Annotated in this window: 19 protein-coding genes and 1 riboswitch; of the genes, 6 read left to right on the top strand and 13 right to left on the bottom strand. The window is 70.9% G+C overall.

The genetic code is table 11. The features are described 5' to 3' along the window. Window positions 1-251: 251 nt before the first annotated feature. Window positions 252-1,802 (top strand): beta propeller repeat protein, encoded by a 1,551-nt coding sequence (locus tag QSK17_RS31390; RefSeq protein WP_285709280.1) that lies wholly within the window; start codon window positions 252-254, stop codon window positions 1,800-1,802. Here the strand turns inward: QSK17_RS31390 and serS are convergent. From serS to QSK17_RS31375, 3 genes are all read right to left on the bottom strand, one after another. Continuing rightward, window positions 1,795-3,057, bottom strand: coding sequence for a serine--tRNA ligase (gene serS, locus QSK17_RS31385; RefSeq protein ID WP_285709279.1), 1,263 nt, complete (start codon window positions 3,055-3,057; stop codon window positions 1,795-1,797). The genes QSK17_RS31390 and serS overlap by 8 nt on opposite strands. Window positions 3,058-3,124: 67 nt before the next feature. Continuing rightward, on the bottom strand, window positions 3,125-4,045 hold the full coding sequence (gene pheA, locus QSK17_RS31380; RefSeq protein WP_285709277.1) for a prephenate dehydratase: 921 nt from the start codon (window positions 4,043-4,045) through the stop codon (window positions 3,125-3,127). Between the two features lie 119 nt (window positions 4,046-4,164). Further along, window positions 4,165-5,445: a glycosyltransferase 87 family protein gene (locus QSK17_RS31375; protein ID WP_285709276.1), complete on the bottom strand. Its 1,281-nt coding sequence runs from the start codon at window positions 5,443-5,445 to the stop codon at window positions 4,165-4,167. A gap of 76 nt (window positions 5,446-5,521) precedes the next feature. On the opposite strand from QSK17_RS31375, the gene QSK17_RS31370 reads away from it, so the two are divergent. Beyond that, a complete protein-coding gene (locus QSK17_RS31370) occupies window positions 5,522-7,921 on the top strand; it encodes a hypothetical protein (RefSeq protein WP_285709275.1) in 2,400 nt (799 codons plus the stop codon). Here QSK17_RS31370 and mptB read toward each other — a convergent pair. From mptB to QSK17_RS31355, 3 genes are all read right to left on the bottom strand, one after another. Further along, window positions 7,821-9,338 (bottom strand): polyprenol phosphomannose-dependent alpha 1,6 mannosyltransferase MptB, encoded by a 1,518-nt coding sequence (gene mptB, locus QSK17_RS31365; RefSeq protein WP_285709273.1) that lies wholly within the window; start codon window positions 9,336-9,338, stop codon window positions 7,821-7,823. The two genes, QSK17_RS31370 and mptB, sit on opposite strands and share 101 nt — an antisense overlap. A 129-nt stretch (window positions 9,339-9,467) precedes the next feature. Continuing rightward, on the bottom strand, window positions 9,468-10,214 hold the full coding sequence (locus QSK17_RS31360; protein WP_285709272.1) for a glycosyltransferase family 2 protein: 747 nt from the start codon (window positions 10,212-10,214) through the stop codon (window positions 9,468-9,470). Beyond that, window positions 10,211-10,552 carry an STAS domain-containing protein gene (locus tag QSK17_RS31355; RefSeq protein WP_285709270.1) on the bottom strand — a complete coding sequence of 114 codons (342 nt, stop codon included), beginning with the start codon at window positions 10,550-10,552 and terminating at the stop codon, window positions 10,211-10,213. Before QSK17_RS31355 ends, QSK17_RS31360 begins: the two co-directional genes overlap by 4 nt. A gap of 173 nt (window positions 10,553-10,725) precedes the next feature. Between QSK17_RS31355 and QSK17_RS31350 the strand changes: the two genes are divergently transcribed. Beyond that, a complete protein-coding gene (locus QSK17_RS31350; RefSeq protein ID WP_285709268.1) occupies window positions 10,726-11,088 on the top strand; it encodes a hypothetical protein in 363 nt (120 codons plus the stop codon). Between the two features lie 151 nt (window positions 11,089-11,239). Here the strand turns inward: QSK17_RS31350 and QSK17_RS31345 are convergent, their stop codons facing one another. After that, complete coding sequence (locus QSK17_RS31345; protein ID WP_285709267.1) at window positions 11,240-11,956, bottom strand: response regulator transcription factor; 717 nt, start codon at window positions 11,954-11,956, stop codon at window positions 11,240-11,242. Between the two features lie 99 nt (window positions 11,957-12,055). Between QSK17_RS31345 and QSK17_RS31340 the strand changes: the two genes are divergently transcribed. Further along, entirely contained in the window at window positions 12,056-12,223 is a 168-nt protein-coding gene (locus tag QSK17_RS31340; protein ID WP_285709264.1) for a hypothetical protein, read from the top strand. Window position 12,224: 1 nt separating this feature from the next. Here the strand turns inward: QSK17_RS31340 and QSK17_RS31335 are convergent, their stop codons facing one another. After that, window positions 12,225-12,650: an ATP-binding protein gene (locus QSK17_RS31335; RefSeq protein WP_352231875.1), complete on the bottom strand. Its 426-nt coding sequence runs from the start codon at window positions 12,648-12,650 to the stop codon at window positions 12,225-12,227. Window positions 12,651-12,767: 117 nt separating this feature from the next. Continuing rightward, a complete protein-coding gene (locus QSK17_RS31325) occupies window positions 12,768-14,645 on the bottom strand; it encodes a PAS domain S-box protein (protein WP_285709262.1) in 1,878 nt (625 codons plus the stop codon). A gap of 88 nt (window positions 14,646-14,733) precedes the next feature. Between QSK17_RS31325 and QSK17_RS31320 the strand changes: the two genes are divergently transcribed. Together QSK17_RS31320 and QSK17_RS31315 are read left to right on the top strand one after the other, a co-directional pair. Then, on the top strand, window positions 14,734-15,297 hold the full coding sequence (locus QSK17_RS31320; protein ID WP_285709259.1) for a methylated-DNA--[protein]-cysteine S-methyltransferase: 564 nt from the start codon (window positions 14,734-14,736) through the stop codon (window positions 15,295-15,297). Window positions 15,298-15,484: 187 nt separating this feature from the next. After that, complete coding sequence (locus QSK17_RS31315) at window positions 15,485-16,783, top strand: lipase family protein (RefSeq protein ID WP_285709257.1); 1,299 nt, start codon at window positions 15,485-15,487, stop codon at window positions 16,781-16,783. A gap of 161 nt (window positions 16,784-16,944) precedes the next feature. Here the strand turns inward: QSK17_RS31315 and QSK17_RS31310 are convergent, their stop codons facing one another. The 4 genes from QSK17_RS31310 to QSK17_RS31295 form a co-directional block, all read right to left on the bottom strand. Further along, window positions 16,945-18,291, bottom strand: a complete 1,347-nt coding sequence (locus QSK17_RS31310; protein WP_285709255.1) for a purine-cytosine permease family protein — start codon at window positions 18,289-18,291, stop codon at window positions 16,945-16,947. After that, window positions 18,281-18,403, bottom strand: a riboswitch (TPP riboswitch). (Overlaps the previous gene by 11 nt.) A gap of 213 nt (window positions 18,404-18,616) precedes the next feature. Then, complete coding sequence (locus QSK17_RS31305) at window positions 18,617-18,949, bottom strand: rhodanese-like domain-containing protein (RefSeq protein WP_285709253.1); 333 nt, start codon at window positions 18,947-18,949, stop codon at window positions 18,617-18,619. A gap of 125 nt (window positions 18,950-19,074) precedes the next feature. After that, complete coding sequence (locus tag QSK17_RS31300) at window positions 19,075-19,953, bottom strand: Fpg/Nei family DNA glycosylase (protein WP_285709251.1); 879 nt, start codon at window positions 19,951-19,953, stop codon at window positions 19,075-19,077. 44 nt (window positions 19,954-19,997) lie between these two features. Continuing rightward, window positions 19,998-20,597 carry a TenA family protein gene (locus tag QSK17_RS31295; protein ID WP_285709249.1) on the bottom strand — a complete coding sequence of 200 codons (600 nt, stop codon included), beginning with the start codon at window positions 20,595-20,597 and terminating at the stop codon, window positions 19,998-20,000. Window positions 20,598-20,624: the final 27 nt, after the last annotated feature.

Genomic DNA, 20,624 nt, shown 5'->3' with positions numbered 1-20,624 from the left:
CAAGGCGGAGAAGGAGGTCGGAGCGGAGCCTCCGGCCGACGACGACAACGCCGCGAGGCGCCATCTGGGCGACCGCAGTAGGCCAAAAAGATCCACGAAACATGACCTAGAGGGGTCGTCCCAGATCGCGGCGCAGATATTCCGCGGTGTGCGATCGGCCCACGGCGGCGAGGTCGGCGGGCAACCGAGTCGTCCCCACACCGAGATCGCATCGTGACAACCCGCTCCCCGTGCCGGGCATCGAACCACGCGTGACGACGCGACGCTCCGGCCACGCGCTCGTGTGGCTCGCCCATCCGACCACCACGCTGGCCGTGGCCGTGCTCCTGCTCAACGATCACCTCCTCAAGGAGCTGTGGCCCGGCCCGGTCACCGGCAAGCTCAGCGACTTCGCCGGGCTGGTCGCGGCCCCGCCGCTGATGGCGCTGCTCATCCGATGTCCGGCCCCGGTCGCGATCGCGCTCACCGGGACGCTCTTCACGCTGATGAAGGTCACCGCCGCCGGCGCGGAGGTCGCGTCCTGGCTGTGGTCCCTCTTCATCCCGTCGCGGATAGTGGCCGATCCGACCGACCTGATCGCGCTGCCCGCTCTCGGCCTGGCCTGGCTCGTCTGGCGGCGGGCCGCCCGGCGCCCTCCCGTACGGCTCCCGCAGGCCGTGCTCATCGTCCCGGTGGCGATGTTCGCCGCGACGGCGACCGGGGCCATGCCCCGACCCCCATCAGCGACCGCCGTGGAGGTCCAGGAGAGGGACATCGTCGTGCGCCTCCACCCGCTCGACACGGTCGCTTCCACCGACGGCGGCGTGACCTGGCGGAAAACCGACGGCGGCGTGGCCTGGCGGAAAACCGACGGCGGCGTGGCCTGGCGGAAATGGGACGCTTCTCCCCCCGAAACGGTCCAGAGCACGGCCTGCGTGCCGGGTGACCAGGCGCACTGCTACCGGATCGTCCCGGGCCTGCTCCAGGTGGAGGAGTCCGCCGACGGCGGGAACACGTGGACGACGGCCTGGCAGATCTCTCCCGGCCGCCAGGAGTGGCTGGACCGGGTGTACCGCGTTCCCTCGGAAGGGACGGAGGTCGATCACGCCAATTCCCTCGCGCTCGCCGTGCAGGCCGTACCGGACGATGGGGGCGCGCACATCGTGGTCGTCGCCAACGGCCGCGACGGCGTGGCCGTACGGGATCCGTCGGGACGCTGGCAGCGGCTCGGCTTGACACCCGACGGCGGGCTCTCCGCGAAGTCGGCCCCGTCCCTCACCGACCCCGGATCGCGGATCGACGGTGAGATGTGGGTGGCGATCCTCGTCGCGGTCATCGTGCTGCTCATCGGACTCGCCCTGGACGGGTGCGTGGAGGAGTGGCCGGCGGGCTTCCCGTTCGCGGGCCTGGTCCTGTGGGTCGGGTTGCTCGGCATCGCCCTGAAACCGAGCCTGGGGCTCATCGGCCCCCTCGTCCTCTTCGGGGGCATGCCGCTGGCGCTGGTCGGCGGCACGGCAGTGCTCGTGATGTGGGGCCTCTTCCAGTGCCTGAGGGGCCCGTCGGGAGGGACGAGCATTCTCCTCGCCCTCCTCACCTTCGGTGGGGTCTTCCTGCCGTTCCTGGGCTGGAGCGCCGGTTCGCCCGATTCGTACGGCGTGGCCGGCCTGCTGGCCGTGATCCTGGGCGCGGCGCCGACCGCCTCGTTGATCGCGAAACGAGCCCTCTCGGACCGTCTCTCCCAGCGCGAGCAAGGAAGGCGTGAGAAAGACGAAGGCCCCGCCGGAAAGGCGGGGCCTTCGGAAGAAACCGAGCGGCTTACTTGATCGGCTCCAGGACGTCGAGCCCAACGTACGGGCGCAGCGCCTTGGGGACCACGACCGAGCCGTCCGCCTGCTGGTGGGTCTCCAGGATGGCGACGATCCAGCGGGTGGTGGCCAGCGTGCCGTTCAGCGTCGCGACGTGCTGCGGCTTGCCGTCCTGGTCGCGGTAGCGCACGCGCAGGCGGCGAGCCTGGTAGTCGGTGCAGTTCGACGTCGAGGTGACCTCGCGGTAGCGCCCCTGGCTCGGGATCCACGCCTCGCAGTCGAACTTCCTCGCGGCCGAGGCGCCGAGGTCACCCGCCGCGACGTCGATCACGCGGTAGGGCAGCTCGACCTTGGCCAGCATCTCCTTCTCCCAGTTGAGCAGGCGGAGGTGCTCCTCACGCGCCTCCTCGGGGCGGCAGAAGGAGAACATCTCGACCTTGTCGAACTGGTGGACGCGGATGATACCCCGCGTGTCCTTGCCGTACGAACCGGCCTCGCGGCGGAAGCACGACGACCAGCCGGCGTAGCGGATGGGCAGCGAGCCGGTATCGAGGATCTCATCACCGTGGTAGGCCGCCAGCGGCACCTCCGAGGTGCCCACCAGGTAGAGGTCGTCATCGGGCAGGCGGTAGATCTCCTTGTCGTGGGCGACGTGGAAGCCGGTCCCCTGCATCGACTCGGGCCGCACCAGCACCGGCGTGATCATCGGGGTGAACCCGGCCTCGATCGCCTGCTGCATGGCCATGTTGAGCATGCCGAGCTGCAGCCGCGCGCCGACGCCCGTCAGGAAGAAGAACCGCGCGCCCGAGACCTTCGCGCCGCGCTCCATGTCGATGGCGCCGAGCATCTCGCCCAGCTCCAGGTGGTCGCGGGGAGTGAAGTCGAACGAGGGCTTCTCGCCGATCTCCTCGAGCAGGACGTAGTCGTCCTCGCCTCCGGGCGGAGCGTTCTCGTCCACGATGTTGGGCACGCCCTCGATCACCGCGTCGAGGTCCGCGGCCGCTTTCTCGGCCTCCGCCTCGGCGGCCTTCACCTGCGCGGCGAGGTCCTTGGCGCGGTCGAGCAGCGCCTGGCGCTCGTCCCCGGAGGCCTTGGACACCGACTTGCCGATGGACTTCTGCTCGGCGCGCAGCGACTCGAAGGCGGTCAGCGCACTTCGACGGCGCTCGTCGAGGGAGAGCAGCGTGTCGACGACCGAGTCATCCTCACCACGGGCGCGCTGCGACGCCCGGAGCCGGTCCGGGTCCTCACGAAGGGTACGCAGGTCAGTCACGGAACAAAGGCTACCGAGGTGCGGCTACCGCGCGCGCCCCGATTGTCCGGTGCGGCACGCCGGATGATCAAACCTTGCCGGAGCGCATCCGGCCGAGCCACTCGGCCGCCTCGTCGAAGTCGCGATCGGCCGTGCCCTGCCTGATCTGCGTGACGACCTGGTCGGCCCGCGGGTAGCTGCCGAGGAACCGCAGATCGCCGCAGATCCGGTGCAGACCGGACAAGGCCTCCCCGACCCGGGCGTCGGCGACGTGCCCCTCGCAGTCGAAGTGGAAGAAATAGCTGCCGATGCCCTGCCCGGTCGGACGGGACTCAATCCGGGTCAGGTTCACGCCGCGTACGGCGAACTCGCTGAGCATCTCCAGCAGGGCTCCGGCGTGGTCCTCCTTGAGGAAGGCCACCAGGGACGTGCGGTCGGCGCCCGTCGGCTCCGGGATCGGGCCGGGCGGAGCCACCCGGACGAACCTGGTCACCGTGTCGTTCCGGTCGCCGATGTTCGACGCCGCCTCCGCCAGGCCGTACACCTCGCCCGCGATGGCCGGGCTGATCGCCGCGTCGTACGGAGACTCGGGATTGGCCACCTCCTGCGCGGCGGCGGCGGTCGAGGAGGCCGGGATGACGACCGCGCCGGGCAGCTCGCGGTCGATGAAGCCCCGGCACTGGGTGTGCGCGGCGGGATGCGTGGTGACCCGCTTGATCTGGCCGAGCTCGGTGCCCGGGCGGACGAGCAGCGAGAACTCGACCGGCAGCAGGTATTCCGCGATGATCAGCAGCGGCTCGCCCCACGCGAACTCGTCCAGCGTCTGGATGATGCCGCCTTCGAGCGAGTTCTCCAGGGGGACCACGGCGCCGTCGGCCTCTCCGGTCCGGACCGCGTCCAGGGCCGCCCCGACGTTCGCGCAGGGCAGTCGCTCGGCGTCGGGCGCCAGGGCGCGCCCGGCGGCCTCGGTGAAGGTGCCCTCCGGCCCCAGGTACGCGAGCTTTGGCATAGCACAAGGTTAGCTACCCGTCACACGTGCCCACACCGGGATTCCCCCGAATCGGGACAGTCCGTACGGGGCACTGAGCGGAGCAGGTGGGAGGGAGCGGACGGGAGCCGGCCTCCACATCACCGCCGAGAACCAGTCTCCACATCACCGGCTGCGGCCGCCGCCTCCGTCACGGCACGCCTGCGGGGCAGCCAGGAGCCGAGCAGCCAGACCAGGGCGATGGCCCCGAGGCCGAACCCGTTCTGGACGATCTTCCCGAGGACCGGACTCAGGACGGGGATCTCCAGGGCCTTCAGGGAGACCCCCCACCAGGGCACGGGGACCACGTAGTAGAGCCACACACCTCCCGCGACCAGCAGCCGCACGCGGTCCGTCCCGGCGCCCACCAGCGCGGCCAGCACGATGACCACCCAGGCCAGGTGGTGGATCCACGCGACGGGGGAGAGCAGCACCGCCATCAGCCCGGTCAGCGCCACCGCCGTCATCGGGTCCCCGTCGAGGTACGCGCGGCGAGCGCAGCGGAAGCCGTACCAGCCGATGGCGGCGACGGCGACCAGCCAGAGTGCGGAGGTGACCGAGTCGGGCAGGTAGAGCCTGATCAGCATGCCCCGGATGGACTGGTTCGTGGTGGCCGCGTTCGCCCCCAGGCGGCCGGGGTCGAGCAGGGCCGAGAACCAGAAGTCCTTCGCGTCCGAGGGAATGACCAGGAACGGCAGGACGGTGAGGAGCGTTGCCGTGAACACCGCCATGAAGAAGGCGCGCCCCTGCTCCCTATCCCGCATGTACGGCTTTCGCCACGCGAATGCCGTTATAGCGAGGTAAATCAGGAAGACGCCGGGGGTGAGTTTCACCGCGGTGGCGAGACCGATCAGCATCCCGCGCGGCCACCACGGGCGGCGCACGACGCAGTCGAGCAGGCACAGCGCCACGAGGAAGAGGTCCACCTGGCCGAACCGCACCTGGTCCCTGATCGGCATGAGGTAGAGGCACGCCACCACGAGGACCGCGAACACCAGCGGCATCGCCACGCGGACCCGCGCCAGCGCGGGGCGGAAGGCGTACCAGACCGTGACGGCGAGGGTCGCGAGGATGGCGACCGTCCACACCCACTGGGCGACCGGCCACGAGACCGCCGCGAGCGGCATCGCCAGCATGGCCGCGATCGGTGGATAGGTGAACGGCAGCAGCTGCGGCGCCGGAGTGATCACGTCATAGAGCGGGACGCCGAGCAGGAGGCTTTGTCCCCCCGTGCGGTAGACGTCCAGATCGACGAGGCGCTGGTCGGCGGGGTTCGTCAGCCAGTACGCGACGAGCGGGATCGCGGCGCAGGCGACGACCACCAGGGCCGCCGGCCAGGCCCACAGGGGCCGCTTCGCGAAGATCGTCTCGCCTGTCCTCATGTCCAGGCAGGCTACCGTGGACTTTCGCCAGGGTTGATGGAGCCGGACAGCGGACCGGGCACAGTGAGGAGCGCGCGTGAGGCCAGTCGGGATCGACGTTTCCCGGTCACGGCCGAGCGGCGGGCCCCATGCCGCCGCCCGCACCCCGCGCGCCGTCACAGGCCGCACCCCGCTCGCCCGCACCGCCGTCGCGGCCCTGCTCACGGCCCTGCTCGGCCTGCTGCTCCTGGCGCTCCCCACCCCGGCCAACGCCGAGCGAGCCCGCGCCGGACAAACGCACACCCGGCAAGTGAACGCCCAGCAACCGAACCCCCAGCAAGCGAACCCCCAGCAAGCGAACACCGGTCGCGCGGGCCCGACCGGGCGGGTGGTCGTCATCGGGGTTCCCGGCCTCCTGTGGAGCGATCTCGACCAGACCCGCACTCCCAACCTGTGGCGGCTGACCGGCGAGGGGAGCTCGGCGTCGCTGTCCGCCCGCGTCATCCCGCCCAGCGGCCGCAGCGTGACGTGCCCGGTCGGCGGCTGGCTGACGGTGTCCGCGGGCCAGCGGGCCGGAGCCGCGGGGAGCGACTGCGCGCCTCCGCCGGTCCCCGAGGTGGCCGCCGACGGCTCGGCGACGGTGCCCGGCTGGGACGGGTTCGTGGCCTACCAGCGGGCCCAGTCGTACGGCGGGCAGATCGGACTGCTCGGCAGCACGATCGCCGCCGCGGGCGGGAAGGTCGCCGCCATCGGCCCGGGAGCGGCCCTCGGCGCCGCCGACACATCTGGGAAAGTCCAGAAATATGCGGCCACGTCTGAGGAACTGCCCGACCTGACGCCGTACACCGCCGTGTTCGCCGAGGCGGGCGAGATCACCCGGGCCGCCTTCGCGGACCGCGCGGACCGCGCGGCCGACCGCCCCGACCGCCCCGGCCACCCCGACCGAACGCCGTCCGACCTGACCGGCCAGGCCCGCCGTGACGCCGTGGCAGCGGCCGACCGGACCGTCGGCGACGTTCTGCGAAACGTCCCTCCCGGCTCCACGATCCTCGTCGCCGGTCTCGCCGACTCGGGCATCGGACCCGGCGACGCCCATCTCCACGTCGCCATCGCCACGACGGCCCCCGGGGACGCCTCCGGAACGGCAGCGCAGCCGTACGCGCGGGGGTTCCTGACCGCCACCTCGACCCAGCAGGACGCGCTGGTCACGATCACCGACCTGACCGCGACCGTCCTGCACGCGGTCGCCGTCGAACCGCCGCAGGGTGTGGTGGGCCGGGCCTGGCAGCGGGCCGGCGACGCGCCCACGGACACCGGCGAGATCGTTACCGGGCTGGCCGACACCGACCTGGCCTCCCAGGTGCTCAGAGAGATCAGGCAGCCCTTCTTCATCACGCTCGTCGCCGTCCAGGTGCTCTTCTACGGCCTCGCCGCCGTCGTGATCAGGCGGCACCGGCGGATGCTGACGACCACCCAGGTCGTCGCCGTGGTCAGCGGGGCGATCCCGGTCTCGACGTTCCTGGCGCAGCTCGTGCCGTGGTGGACCATGGCGCACCCCATGGCCGCGCTGATCGGGACGATCCTCGGGTTCGCCGGGGCCATCGCGGCCCTCGCCTTCGCCGGACCGTGGCGCGCCCACGTGGCCGGGCCGCTGACCGTGGTCGCCGCGGTCAGCTCGCTCGCCCTCCTCATCGACGTCATGACGGGCTCGATGCTCCAGGTGAACGCGGTGACCGGCTACGAGCCGGTGACCGGCGGCCGCTTCTACGGCTTCGGGAACATGGCCTTCGCGATCTTCGCGACCGGCACGATCCTCGCCCTCGCCGGGCTCGCCCAGATGATCGGGCGGCGGCCCGTCCTGCTCGCGTACGGCCTGCTGGCGATCGTCGCGGACGGCTGGCCGGGCTGGGGAGCCGACTTCGGCGGCGTGCCCGCGTTCGTCGTCGGGTTCGCCGTGTTCGCGCTCCTGCTCTACGGCCATCGGGTGTCGATCGGCAGGCTCGCCGCCGTCGGCCTGGTGGGAGCCGTGCTCATCGCGGCCATCGCGGTGGTCGACTGGCTGCGCCCGGCGGGGCAGCGGACCCACCTGGGGGCGTTCGTTCAGCAGGTCGCCGACGGGCAGGGCGCCTCCGTCATCGGCCGCAAGCTCGGGGCGATGCTGAACACGCTGGGGAACACCGAGCTCACGCTGCTGTCGGTGGTCGCGATCGCGTTCCTGTTCCTGGTGCTGTCCCGCCCGTCACGCTGGGGCGCTTCGGCGCTCACCCTGGCGTACGGCCAGGCACCGGCGCTGCGCGCCGGGCTGTTCGGCGCACTGACCACTGCCATGACCGGCTTCCTGATCAATGACTCGGGGATCGCGATCCCGGCCATGGCGCTCACCGTGGCGGTGCCGCTCACCCTCGCCGCGTCCGTGCGCGCGCTCCAGCTCGCGCCGCCCACCACGCCAGGCCGGCCGTCAGCGCCAGCAGCAGCCACGGCACCACCTGCGCCCTGACGACCGTCACCAGCCATTCCAGGTCGGGCGGCTGTTCACGCTGCCTGGCCGGCAGGTAGGCCACCGACAGCGCGGCCATCCTCGCCACCACGAACCAGTCCAGCCCCGACGCGGGGACCATCGCCAGCAGCGCGAGAGCGAGCCCGTCGTACCACGGCAGCACGTACGGCGTGGCGAACAACCAGGCCACCACGACGGCCACCGCCACCCGGGACGCGACCCCTTCGCCGCCCGCCGCCGTACCTCCCGCCGTGCCTCCCGTCACACATCCCGTCACGCCGTCCCGCAGCCCATGGCCCAGGCCGTTCCGCGCGTCGAACCGGCCCGCGGCGCCCGCGCGCAGCAGCAGCCAGGCGAGGACGACCATCAGGAGCAGCGATCCGGCCTGGATCCACGCGCGGTACGCGCCGTCGCCGAACAGAGCCTGGAGCGCCCGTTGCACGAGCTTCCACGGGGTGGCGAAGGACACCGACTTGCTCGCGTTCAGCACCTGGTCGAGCGCGTGCGGCCCGGCCAGCCAGTACGCCGCCACCACGGTCAGCGTGGCCGCGCCCGCGATCGCCGCCAGCCGCCGGAAATCGCGCCGGTATTGCCAGGCGGGCCCGAGCGCGACCAGGCCGACCGTGACCTTGACCGCGATCCCGAGCCCGAGAAGCACCCCCGACTCGACGACCAGGGCGGCGACGACGAACGCGACCGCCAGCGTGTCCACGTGCATGCCCGCGGCGAGCTGGTAGACGACGAGGGGGTTCACCGCCCACAGCAGCGCGGCACGGCGCTGCCGTACGGGATCGTGGCGGGTGATCCGGTGGAGCAGCAGCGCGGTGGCGACGAACGCGGCCGCGTTGACCAGGGCCAGCACGAAGACCGTCAGCCGGACCGAGTCGCCGCCCACCCAGCTCGCGAGGGCCTGCACGCCTGTCGCCACCGGGCCGTAGACGCTCGGCGTGTTCCGCCATTCCTCCACCGCCCCGGCCACCGGGTCGTACGGCAGGGCCGACGGCACGGTGACGTACGGATCGAGCCCGAGGACGGCGATCCGCCCGTATGCCGCGTAGTTCAGATGGTCGGCCGACCCGAACGGCGGCAGGAACGCGAGCACGCCCACGGCCAGGCACCCGGCCGCGACCAGCCACCGCGTGCCGCGGGCACCGGAGGGATCGAAGCGGCGAAGCCCATGGAGCCCGGCGACGAGCCCGATCGTGCCGCCCACGATGGCGACCGCCGCGAGCGCCACGACGAGATGCCCGTCCGGCCGCAGATCAAGGGAGTACGGCGGCTGCCAGGCGGCGCCCGGCAGGGGCGGCACCATCGCCGAGGGACCGAGCGCGGCGATGACGATCACCAGCAGGATCGACCCGGCGACGAAGGCCGGGGCGACCAGCGTGGCGGACCACCGCGCGCTCTCCCGATTCACCCCCGAATTCCATCACAGCCGCCGGTCTGCCGATGGACGGTTCGGCCTCAGACGGGTCGGCTTCGGGCAGGTCAGCCCCGGGCGGCTCGGCTCCGGAGGGTCAGCTCCGGGCGGGTCAGCTCCGGAGGGTCAGCTCCGGAGGGTGCGCAGGACGTCGGTGCCCTTCATGACGGCGGGCTCCCTGGCGGCCAGCGCCCAGCCCACGTCGCGGAGCTGCTTGGCCCGGTGCAGCTGGGACCTCCAGTCGTCGCCGGTGGCCCGGTGGGCCATGTCGACCTCGACCTCCTGCACGCGGAATCCCTTACGGATCAGGTCGATCGTCAGCCCGGTCTCCACGCCGAACCCGCGGGCGAGCGGCAGCGCCGCCTCGAAGGCGGCACGGGTCAGGCAGCGCTGGCCGTTGAGCGGCTGGGTCGCCTCGAAGCCGGTGGCCCGCTTGATGCCGTCACGGGCCAGCCGCACCACGATGCCGTGGCCTCCGAGCTTCACCCGTGTGGCGAAGACGGCGATGGTCATGTCGGCCTCGCCGGAACGGACGGGGGTGATGAGGGGAGCGGCCTGCTGCGCGGTCTCGCCCAGGTCGGCGTCCAGGAACAGCAGGTTCCGTGGCGTCTCCTCATCGAGGAGACGCACGGCCTCCGCCCCGCTCTCCATGGCCGCCGCCTTGCCGGCGTTCCGGCTGTGCCGTACGACACGGGCACCGGCGGCCCTGGCCACCCGGCCGGTCTGGTCGGTCGAACCGTCGTCGACGACCACGACGAGATCCACCCCCGGAAGCCGCAGCGCCGCGGCGACCGTGGCGCCGATCCGGTCGGCCTCGTCCTTGGCCGGGATGACGACCGCGGTGTCCGCAGGCCGCTCCACCAGGTCACTCATAGAAATTCGGCCACCTCCGCGGGAACGGTCTCATGAACGATGAAGACGGAGTCCAGGCCGGTCACCTGGAGGATCTTCCGTACGGCGGGGCGGGGCGAGGCCACCTCGAGGATGCCGCCGCGCTCGCGCAGCCGCTTGAGTGCGGAGAGCAGGACGTTCATGCCCGTGGAGTCGCAGAACTCCACTCCTGACATGTCGATCACCACTCGCTCCGGCCCGGTTTCCAGCAGGCGGGTGAACTCGGCCTGCAGGCGAGGCGCGGTATATAGGTCGATTTCGCCGACAATGGCCATTACGGCCTGGCCAGCATGGGATTGCGTCGCGACTTTGAGCTCCACAGCGCGCACACTAGCGCCGTACCGGCCCGGGGTCACGTTCCCCCAGGCTAGCCGAAGAGTCGTTCGCGCTTTGTCCCCGATTCCGCCCTCACGCAAACGCCCGGTGCGCGAAGCTTGACGGAAAGCGACACCCGGCTTGGGGCGGAGGGACGAGCGTGTCAGGCCCAGCAGGCATGGAACCTCCTGAGGATCCGCAGCGTCGGCTGCTACGCGAGCGATTGGAGGCCATCCAGATCCGCACGGAGAAGGCCGGCTCGTGGCGGGACAGCACCGGACGGCTGCAGTCGTTGATCAACCGGGAGGGGTACGTCCCGGTCACGGCGCGACTGGCCGGCGAGGACCTGGAGTTCCTCGCCGCGGCACGCGAGGAGTTGCTGAGCCTCTCCGAGCTGGGCATCCGGTTGCTCGACCTCCACCAGCCGAGGGACGCGGGCGGCATCACCAGCGACACCGCGAATCCCATCCTGCGCTGCCGGAGCTGCATGTGGCGGTGGCCGTGCCCGACGTTCCGCGCGATGGTGGACGCGTTCTCGTGACGGATTCGTCCGTGTTCACGCGACGGGTTCACTCGGGACGTGTTCACCTGACGGATTCGTCCGTGTTCGCGCGACGGATTCACTCGGGACGTGTTCACCTGACGGGTTCGCCCGGGACGCGTTCGTTGTGACCGGTTTCGTCCCGACGCGTTCACCTGACAGGTTCGTACCGGTAGCCCACGCCCCACACGGTGACGATGCGCCGCGGGTCGGCCGGGTCGGCCTCGATCTTCTCCCTGAGCCTGCGCACGTGGACGGTGACGGTCGAGGAGTCGCCGAAGGACCAGCCCCACACCTGGTCGAGCAGCGCGCTCCTGCTGAACACCTGGCGCGGGTTGCGGATCAGGTGGGCGAGCAGGTCGAACTCCCGCGCCGTCAGGCCGATCTCCTTGCCGGCCAGCCGTACCTCGTGGCTGCCGACGTCGACGACGAGATCCCCGTCGGCGAGCACCCCGGTCCCCACGGGGACCGCCGAGCCACGCGTACGGCGCAGCACGGCCTGGACGCGGAGCGCCAGCTCACGGGGGCTGAACGGTTTCGTGATGTAGTCGTCGGCGCCCGTCTCCAGCCCCACGACGCGGTCGATCTCCTCGCCGAGGGCGGTGAGCATGATCACGGGCGCCGGCTCACGCCCACGCTCGCGGTCGTACTCGCGGAGCCTGCCGCAGAGCTGGAGACCGTCCGTCCCGGACAGGGTGAGGTCGAGGACGAGCAGGTCGGGCGGGTCGGCCAGCGCCCGGCTCAGGGCCTCGGCGCCGTCGTTCGCGCACTCGACGACATGGCCCTCACGCTCCAGGTAGCGGGCGACGACCTCGGACACCATCGGGTCGTCGTCGACCACCAGGATGCGGGCGGCTTTTCCGGTCACCCGCCCATTCTCACGGGCGCCGGGCCCGGCCGGCAGTTGTGATTCACGTGAAACGTCCCGATCTTCGCGGCGACGGGCGGCAGCGCGTACCTTGTGCCTATGGCCCGTACCGTATTGACCGTCCTGGGGATCATCCTCGCCCTCTGGCTGGTCTTCGCGTTCATCATCCCGGCACTCTTCGCCACGCTGAAGTTCCTGCTCATGTTCGCGATCATCGCCGTCCTCGTCGTGGTGGCGATCACGCTCATGGGAAAGATGTCCCGCTGACTCACCCCTGGAGGGCGTGAATTTCGGACTTTCGCGTCTGACCGTTTCGGACAGGCTGTGGAAGCGTGAGGATCGCCCACACGGTGGTCGTCTCGCCCTCGTGGCGCACGCCCCACCGTTCGGAGAGGTATTCGACGATCCCGAGGCCCCGGCCGCCCAGCGACGAGAGCGTGGGGCGGCCCGCCCGTGGTTCCGTGGTGGCGCCCCCATCGCTCACGGCCACTTCCAGTCGACCCTCCGAGCATGTCCAGGTGAGTCTGAGCTGCCCAGATGGCAGCGGGTGGGCGTGGCGTAACGCGTTGCTCAACAGCTCACTCACGACGAGGACCGCGTCATCCACGGTCGTGCTGAAGATCCCCGACGCGAGTAGATCCGAGCTGAGACGCCGGCGCGCGGCGGCGACACTCGCCAGCGCGTACGGCAACATCACGACGCTCGACGGACTCACCTTCCCCCTCCCCCGAGGAGACAACACACCCCAGTAGGACCGAAATGCCCCATTCGGGGGCCCAAGAAACCGCGTCATGATTACGGCTTGCGCACATCAGATCATGCCGTGCTCACTGCCGCACACGCCGGTCACCCTCTTCAGGACGAAGCGCATCCGGGTGCCGCCTCCCGGGCGGGAATGGGCGGTCACGTCGCCACCCTGCGCGCGGGCCAGGCTGCGCACGATGTAGAGCCCGAGCCCCACTCCGCCGAACCTGCGGCGGTTGCCGCTGTCGGCCTGCACGAACCGCTCGAAGATCCGTTCCCGGTCGGCGGCCGCGATGCCGATCCCCTCATCGTCGACCACGAGGCCGACCTGGTCGCCCACCGCCCACGCCTCGACCCGGATCAGACCGCCGTCGGGGGAGTATTTGAACGCGTTCTCCAGGAGCTGCCCGAGAAGGATGTCGGTGGCCAGGGAGTCGCCGTGGACCTTGGGCAGGTCGTCGGGGATCCGCACCTCGATCCGGTGCCGGTCGGACAGCACGGGCAGGCCGAGGGTGGCGGCGCGGACCCGCTCGGCCAGGTCGAACGTCTCGATCCTGATCCGCAGCTCGTCGGCGCCGGCGTGGGCGCCGAGGAGCAGATGCTCCACGAGCCGGCCCAGCATCCTGGCGCGTTCCGCGATGGTGTGGACGGCGGAGCGGCGCTCCGCGTCGGACAGGTCGTCCCAGCGGGCGTCCAGGGTGCTCGCGAAGCCCTGCACGATGGTGATCGGCGTGCGCAGCTCGTGGCTGGTGGTGGCGAGGAACAGGTCCTTGGCCTCCTCCAGCTCCTTCGCCCTGGTCACGTCGCGGAAGTCGACCACGACCTCGCCCGTCTCGGGGATCGCCGCGCACAACACGTCCAACCAGCGACCGGATTCGAGCCTGATGGTGAGCTTCTCGCCGGGGTCCGGCAGGGGGAAGGGCGGCGGCCCGCCGATCACGCGCTCGGCGGGGAAGCCGGTCAGCTCGGCCGCCGCCGGGTTCCACTGGCTCACCCGGCCCGCCTCGTCGAGCACGCCGATGCCGTCCGCGCTGGCGTCGAAGACCGCCCGCTCGTGGGCGCGCTGCCGTACCGCCTCCTGGTAGGCCACCGCGTTGCCGACCGCGATGCCGGCGTGGCCCGCCAGCAGCTCCAGCAGCTCCAGCTCGACATGCCCGGCCTTGCCCTTGGCGAACAGGGCGTACAGCGCTCCGTACGGGCGTCCTTTGACCGCGGCGACGCCGACGGCGACGGTGTGCAGCCCGGGGAGCCGGGCCCAGACGAGGTCGTGCAGGCCGTCCGGGCTGGTCTCCTCCAGCAGCACCGTCTTGCCCGTGCGCAGCAGCTTGCCGACGAGGCTCGTGTGCAGGTCGGCGGTGGTCCCGCGCATGTCGGACGGGAGATGGTGCCCGCTGACGAGCCGCAGCCGCTCGCCTTCGATCTGCACGAAGCCGCCCGCGTCCGCGCCGGTGAGCTCGGTGAGGCTGCCCGCGATCCGGTCGAGCACGATGGGCAGGTCCAGCTCTGCGTTGATGTCGCCGACGACGTCGGTCAGCCGCCGGACCAGCCGGGCCCGCCGCGCCGCGCGCGCGACCTCGTCGTCGTCCGCGAGGTGGTAGACGCTGACGTAGCCGAGCAGGGTCCCCGTGTCGGTCCGCAGGGCGTTGGTGTCGACACGGACCTCCAGGAGGCGGCCGTCGCGGTGGAAGCGTCTGGTCCGCAGCGACACCTGGCCGCCGGTGCGGACGCGTTCCATGACGGCGTTGTGCTCGGCCATCAGCTCGGCCGGCACGATCGGGGCTCGCCTGCCCATGAGCTGCTTCGCCGACCACCCGAACAGCCGCTCCGCCGCGGGGTTCCACCCGAGGACGGAGAGGTCACGGTCGAGGGCCACGATGGCGTCGGGGGAACTTGCGACCGCGGCGCGAGCTATGCCGTCCTCGTAGTCGCTCCTGTCGTCACCCACTCCCCCATGGTGCCTCCTTTCCCCCTCTGATCTTGAGGTTTTGCATCCGATACGCTTCGCTCAGGCACTGAGAGGGGAAGTGGGGCGCATGTCCGCAGCGGACCTCGAAGCCCTGCTGCGGGTGACCGCGCGGGGGTACGTGGGGCAGTCTCCGCCCGAGATCGCCTTCGGCACCGTCGACAGCCCGGTGGGCCGCCTCGTGCTCGCCGTCACCGCGCGCGGCGTGGTGGCGTGCAGCTACGAGGACGAGCACGCCGTCTTCGCCCGCATCCACCGGAACATCGGCTCGTTCATCGGCCCCGACCCGCGCCGTCTCGATCCGGTGCGCAGGGAGCTCGACGCGTATTTCGAGGGCCGGTTGCGGACCTTCTCCTCACCCGTCGACTTCCAGCTCGTCTCCGCGTTCGCGCGGACCGTCGTCCAGATGATGACCGCCGTGCCGTACGGGCAGGTCACGACTTATCGGGACATCGCGGAGCGGATCGGGCGGCCGCAGGCGCTCCGCGCCGTCGCCAACGCCCTCGCCGCCAACCCGGTATGCCTCCTCGTCCCCTGTCACCGCGCCGTCGAGGGGCCGAGCGTCCTCGGCGGGTACGCCGGAGGACCGGCGGCGAAGGAGAATCTGCTCCGCCTGGAAGGCGCTCTCGGCTGACGCTGGAAATGAGTTTGCGAGTCGGAGAGATTTGTACCGCTATGTCATGGAAATCGTAACGAGCAGGCGGGACCCACGGGTGCGCTCGACGCGGGACGGCACAAGCCGCCCCGGTTTTTCATGGCACCCGGGAAATGGTCGAAACAACCGCCTGATCACGTGACCGGAAGACCGGAAGGTGTACGGCATGGCGAATGTGGACACCGCGCGGAATACCCGCCAGGCGGACAAGTCGGTTTCCTCCACCACCGAGCAGGCAGGCGCCGCGAAGGTACCCGCCGCGACCAGGACCCCGAGCGAGTTCCGCTCCCTGGAATGGGAGATGCGGCTGCGCGACACGCTGGAGATCGGCGGCCTGTGGACGCGGGACGCGAAGGCGCCGACCTACGAGGAGCTCCGTCCCTACGGCCCCCAGGAGACCTCGGGATTCCCCGTATACAAGGACCTGGAACAACGGCTCCTCAACGCCGTCGAGCATCCGGATCCGGAAATCGCGCACGTCATGGCGACGTGCGCCGCCTACGCCTATTCCGGACCGGAAACGGTCTCGATGATCATGGCGAGAATGGGCCTCCAGGACAATCAATGCCGCATGATCCAGGCATCCGCCGACGCGATGATGCTTCACTCGACCGCGTTCCTCATACAGAGCAAAAGCGGGAGGGTCGGCATCCTCTGTTACCGGGGGGCGGAACCGCACGACTTCGTCCACCGGATGGGCGACGTCGACCGCGCCCCCGAGCGGATCGCGTACCGGGCCTGCCATCCGTCGGCCACCGTGCACGCGGGCGTCTACCGCAACGTGCGGGCGACCAGATACGAGGTCATGAACGCCCTCCGGCACGCCTCCGACCGCCACTCTGTCCGCACGTCGATGCCGAACGGCTCACCCGGTCTCGACCTCGGGCGCGTCGACGGCCGGCTCGAGGCTCTCTACATCACCGGACACGGCCACGGCGGCGCGATGGCCGCGCTCATGGGCGTGATGATCCGGCGCGAGCGGAAGTACCGCGAGGCGCTCGGCGACAGGTTGAAGGCCGTCTACACGTACGGCCAGCCGATGATCGGCGACCCGAGGTTCGCCGAGGCGTGCGACCACGACGAGTTCCTCCGCCAGAACGTCATCCGCTACATCTACGACCGGGACGTCGTTCCGCACCTCCCGCCCGCGGCCTCCGGCTCCTTCCGGCACTTCGGCCGGGAGTACCGTTATGAGATTCCGCACATCCGCAACGTGATCTCTGACGTGCTCGGCCGGTCCGAGGCCCACCTGCCGGGCCGCACCGGCGAGTTGAGGACCGGCGGGCACCCGGCCGGGCAGGTGCCGTACCTGCTGGGGATGCCGATGTCCGCGCCGGCGTTCGTCGCGCGCGTGTTCCCCGTGGCCCGGTCGCTCCCCGCGGTTCACTCGATCGACGACCACCTGCCGCACCACTACCTCTCGGCACTCACCCCGCCAGGAGTGCAGAACGAGTTCGGCGACTAGCCAGGCAGTGTCGCTGACAAGTGCCGCCCTCGACAACACGGCGAGGCGCCATCAGGGCCGTGCGCGGCAGGGCTTGATTTGTCAGTCAGACACGAACCTGGGGACGTGACCCATCCGGGCCGGGGTTCCGGGCGCGTGACGCCCGGAACCCCGGCGGGCTCTCACCCGCCGCGCCGTACGGACCGGGGGCCGGACAGGCGGGCGAGGGAACCGGCCGCGAGCATCGCCAGGGCCGACACCACGAAGGCGGCGAGCGCGGCGTTCATCCACGGCTGGTGCGCGAACCCGATCGCGTCGCGGACCCGCGCCCAGGCGCCGTCCCACCAGCCGACCGTCGGGGTCACCGTGACGACCCAGTACGCGGCGAAGCCGAGGATCCACGGCGGCACCGTCAGCCAGCGCACCGGCGCGTTCTCCGCCGTGTTCCACCTGGCCGCACCGCCGAGCAGGAAGTAGTCCACCGCGAGAACGGCGAACATCGGAACGAACACCGCGCCGATGACGCTGAGGAACGCGCCGTAGGAGTTCACGTCGGCGAAGAGCGCGATGGCGATGGTGAGCACGCCGATCGCCACCGAGATGATCCGCCGGTCCACCCGCGGCGCGAAGTTCTGGATCGAGATCGAGGTCGAGTAGACGTTGGCGAACGACTGGTCCACTTCGCGCAGCACCAGGACGCCGAAGAAGAAGGCGCCGAGGGGCGCGGCGACGAACGGCTCCCAGACCTTGTCGGCGTCGTTCCCGACCAGCGCGAGCGCCGCGATGCCGAGGGCCAGGCAGGCCACCTGCGCGATGGTGTAGCCGCCCACGACGCCCGCGAAGGCGCCGCCGCTCGACCGCGAGTGCCGCGCGTAGTCGGCCGCGAGCGGCACCCAGGAGACCGACAGCGCGATCACGTAGTCGACGGCCGGCGCGAAGGAGTCCCACGACCCCGCGCCCAGCGACGGCCCCCTGCTGAACAGGGCGACCGACAGCCACACCATCGAGATGATCACACCGATCGTGACGTACCGCCTGAGCAGCCGGAGCGCGCCCAGCGGCCGGATCGTCAGCGCGATGGTCAGCAGCCCGGCCGCGATCACCCACACCGCGTACGGCACGGCCGAACCGAAGATCGCCTGAGCCCCGGTGGCGATGACCCAGAGCTCGAAGGCCCCCCATCCCAGCAGCTGGATGATGTTGAGCACGGTCGGCGCATACGACAGTCTCGCCCCGAAAAGCCCTCTGAGCAGCACCATCGCGGGCTGTCCGGTCCGCGCGCCCGGAATGGCGGCGAGGCCGACCATCGCGGTGCCGATCAGGCTGCCGACGACGGCCGCGACGATCGCGCCGGTGAACGTGAGCGGCTTGCCGCCCAGCGGATCGAGCAGGAACAGCGCCCCGGAGAAACCGAGGAGACTGACACCGAGGTTGGCCCAGAAGGCGCCCTGGTCGAGGACCCCGAGGGTTTTCGGCGCCTCCTCCTCCAGGGTGAGGGGGGCTTCCACATCGAAGACGGCAGACGTCATCGCACGCTCCCTACGCCGGCATTATCCGGACAGGTTCATGCGGTCGGCGGCACGCCTCACAGAGGAGCCGCCCTCTCAGCCCGGTCACGCCCGAGCTCCCGCGGTATCGAGTTATCGCCCCGGATTATGACATCAGTGGACGAAATGTCCAACCAAGCGAGCCCGCGCGAGCGCAGCGAGCGCCAATCGACACAGCGAGGGGCGCGGCGGGGAAGTAACCGACAAGCGAGCGGGCGAGGAACGAGTCCCGAGCGAGGAGGGCACGAGCCGCCTCCAGTGCGCCCCGAGCCCGCGCGAGCGCAGCGAGCGCCAATGGACACAGCCCTCAGGCGACGTACGGCGGCTGGTCGCTCTCGCTCACCATGGGCAGACCGGCGGCGGCCCAGGACTGCATGCCACCGTCCACGTTGATCGCCTCGCGTCCGATGTGGTTCAGCCAGGCGGCGGCGTGCGCGGACCGGCCGCCGACCCGGCAGACCACGTAGACCGGGCGGTCCAGCGGGAGCTCACCGACCCGGCCCTGCAGCTCGCCAAGGGGGATGTGAAACGCGTCGGGCGCATGCCCGGCGCGCCATTCGTCCAGTTCGCGGACGTCGAGCAGGTAAGCACCGTCCGGCAGGGATTTCACGTCGATCTCAGGGAACGTCATACCGTCCATTCTCCCAGCCGCAGGTCATCGAGGGGCATGGTCGGCCATCCGGGAGCTCCCGGCGAAAATCCGGAGCTCTCGTCCCGGCGCGGCGCCAGGGGTCCGTGCCCGCGCCGGATTGACTGGTGGGCCGGCTATTTCAGCAGCTTGGAGAGGCGGCGGTCGGCGAGCGGCTTGCCGCCGGTCTGGCAGGTGGGGCAGTACTGCAGGGAGGAGTCGGCGAACGACACCTCTCTGATCGTGTCGCCGCACACCTCACACTTCTCGCCGGTGCGGCCGTGCACGCGCAGGCCGGACTTCTTCTCCGCCTTGAGGTCCTTGGCGGCCAGCCCCCGAGCCCGCCCGACGGCGTCGCGGAGCGTCGTGACGATCGCCTCGTACAGCTCGGCGACCTGCGCCTCCGTCAGCGTGCCGGCGATCTTGAACGGGGACATGCGGGCGACGTGCAGCACCTCGTCGGAGTAGGCGTTGCCGATCCCCGCGATCACTTTCTGGTCCCGGAGCAGCCCTTTGATCTGCGTGCGGCTGCCGTTCATGATCGCGCCGAGCGCGTCAGCGGTGAAATCGGCGGCCAGCGGATCGGGACCCAGGCTCGCGATCCCGGGGACCTCGGCCGGATCCCGCACCACGTAGACCGCGAGGCGCTTCTGCGTGCCCGCCTCGGTGAGCTCGAAGCCGGGAGCTCTGCCGTCGTCGTCCGGCGCGAGCCGCACCCGGACCGCGAGGGGGCTCTTGCCCGGGCGGACCGGCTTCGCGCCCGTGAGGTCCTCCCTCCAGCGCAGCCAGCCGCCGCGGGCGAGGTGCGTGACGAGGTGCACGCCGTCGCAGTCGAGGTCGAGGAACTTGCCGTGCCGCGTCGCACCGGTCACGGTCAGCCCGCCAAGCGCGCTGATCGGCGGGTCCACGGTCTTCAACGCCTGGAAGGCGACCACGTCGACCGCCGCGATCACGCGGCCCACGGCACGCTCGCGCAGGAACTCGGCGAGCGCCTCCACCTCGGGAAGCTCCGGCATGCCCTCACATTACCGGCCGCTCGTCCACAGGCTGTGGACAAACGTCACGGCACGTCCCAGAAGGCCAGCTCGTGCCGCATCCCCTCAAGGAAGAACTCCTCGGCGCGGTCGGGCCGTACATCGTCGATCATCTGGGCGATCTGGTCGGAGAGCGCGGCGAACCCCGGGTCGGCGTAGGTGTCCACCCACGCCTTGTAGCGCGGCTCGGCGGGCGGGTTCTCCGCGAGGATCCGCCCGAGCGTCGAGTACCCCCACATGCAGGGGTAGAGCGCGGCCAGGCCGTTCCCGTAGTCGGCGGCGGACTCCAGCAGGAACGTGGTGTACGCGACGCAGGCGGGCCCCTTCACGGCCCCACCCAGGTCGGCACCGAAGTCCGCGGAGAGCGTCCGGTGCAGGTCCAGCTCCTCGTGCCAGGTCGAGTACGCGAGATCGACCAGCACTCCGAGGTGGGCGTCGGGCGCCTGCCACGCCAGCCGGGAGAAAACACGGACATAGTCCAGCAGGTACAGGTAGTCCTGCTCCAGCCACGAGCGGAAGACCTCCTCGGGCAGATCACCCCGCGCGATGCCGCGCACGGTGGGATGCGCGAGCTGGGCCTCCAGCAGCGGACGGCCGATGGCGTGCAGTTCCTGAGAAATCCCCATAACCGGCCATTGTGGCCGACATCAGGC

The organism is Microtetraspora sp. NBRC 16547 (assembly GCF_030268965.1).
Classification (GTDB): Bacteria; Actinomycetota; Actinomycetes; order Streptosporangiales; family Streptosporangiaceae; genus Microtetraspora.
This window is presented reverse-complemented; position numbering and strand designations above follow the sequence as displayed.